Here is a 709-nt window from a genome sequence, read left to right as displayed (position 1 = left end):
CGTGGGCTCGGGCAGCGTCGGTTTCGAAGCGCCCCAGATCAGCACCGGATAGATCGCCTGCTTGATAGCGGCGTCGAGCCAATTCCAATATATGCTCAGACTGGCCGGCAATAATGCCGCTCAGTTCAACGTGATGCTCAGCCAGTTTAAGTTCAAACCAAGCGCTGCGTGCATTGAACCGAGTTTGCCGCAGCGTATCGTCAAAATCGAACCGAGTAGCGGTGAGTTTACTGTCTGCTTGTGCCATTCGGAGCGCTCTCTTACCACCTCGTTCAAGAGTCTGATCAATACGAATTTCGCTTTCGGTTGGCGTTCTGGAGCTGAATGCAGTAGTTGGGTCAGATTTAAGATTTAAATGACTGGCATTAACCGCAAGTGTGGGGTTGGGGAAAGCAGCTGCATTGAGTGTTTCCGCTGCCGCAGCTTCAATATTTCGTCGGGCAAAGCGGAGATCGCGGTTACGAGTCAGCGCCAACTGCTCGGCTTCTTTCAGACTGACGGTAATATCGTAGGCTTGGCTGTTACCTGGGAGTACGGCCCACAAAGCAAGGATAAATAACGCTGAACAGCGCATGACAGTCGATTTCCACATGAGGTAAATATAGACTGCTTCAACTTGCGTTTGCCTGACGAATCTCGGCAGGAAATAGAAACGAACAATGAAGCGGTATGGGGTGTCAGTGGTACGGTGTTGAAGCTCCAGGTATTA

At 51.1% G+C, this 709-nt stretch carries 1 protein-coding gene; it reads right to left on the bottom strand.

Annotated elements, in window-relative coordinates; translation table 11 throughout:
• Positions 1-574, bottom strand: a 574-nt coding sequence (locus SQ11_RS15695) for a TolC family protein (RefSeq protein ID WP_198140905.1), incomplete at its 3' end; no start/stop codon positions are given.
• Positions 575-709: the final 135 nt, after the last annotated feature.

It is taken from the genome of Nitrosospira sp. NpAV (assembly GCF_000832065.1).
In the GTDB taxonomy this organism is placed as follows: Bacteria; Pseudomonadota; Gammaproteobacteria; order Burkholderiales; family Nitrosomonadaceae; genus Nitrosospira.
The sequence above is the reverse complement of the archived record's forward strand: the minus strand, read 5'-3'. Positions and strand labels throughout refer to the sequence as shown.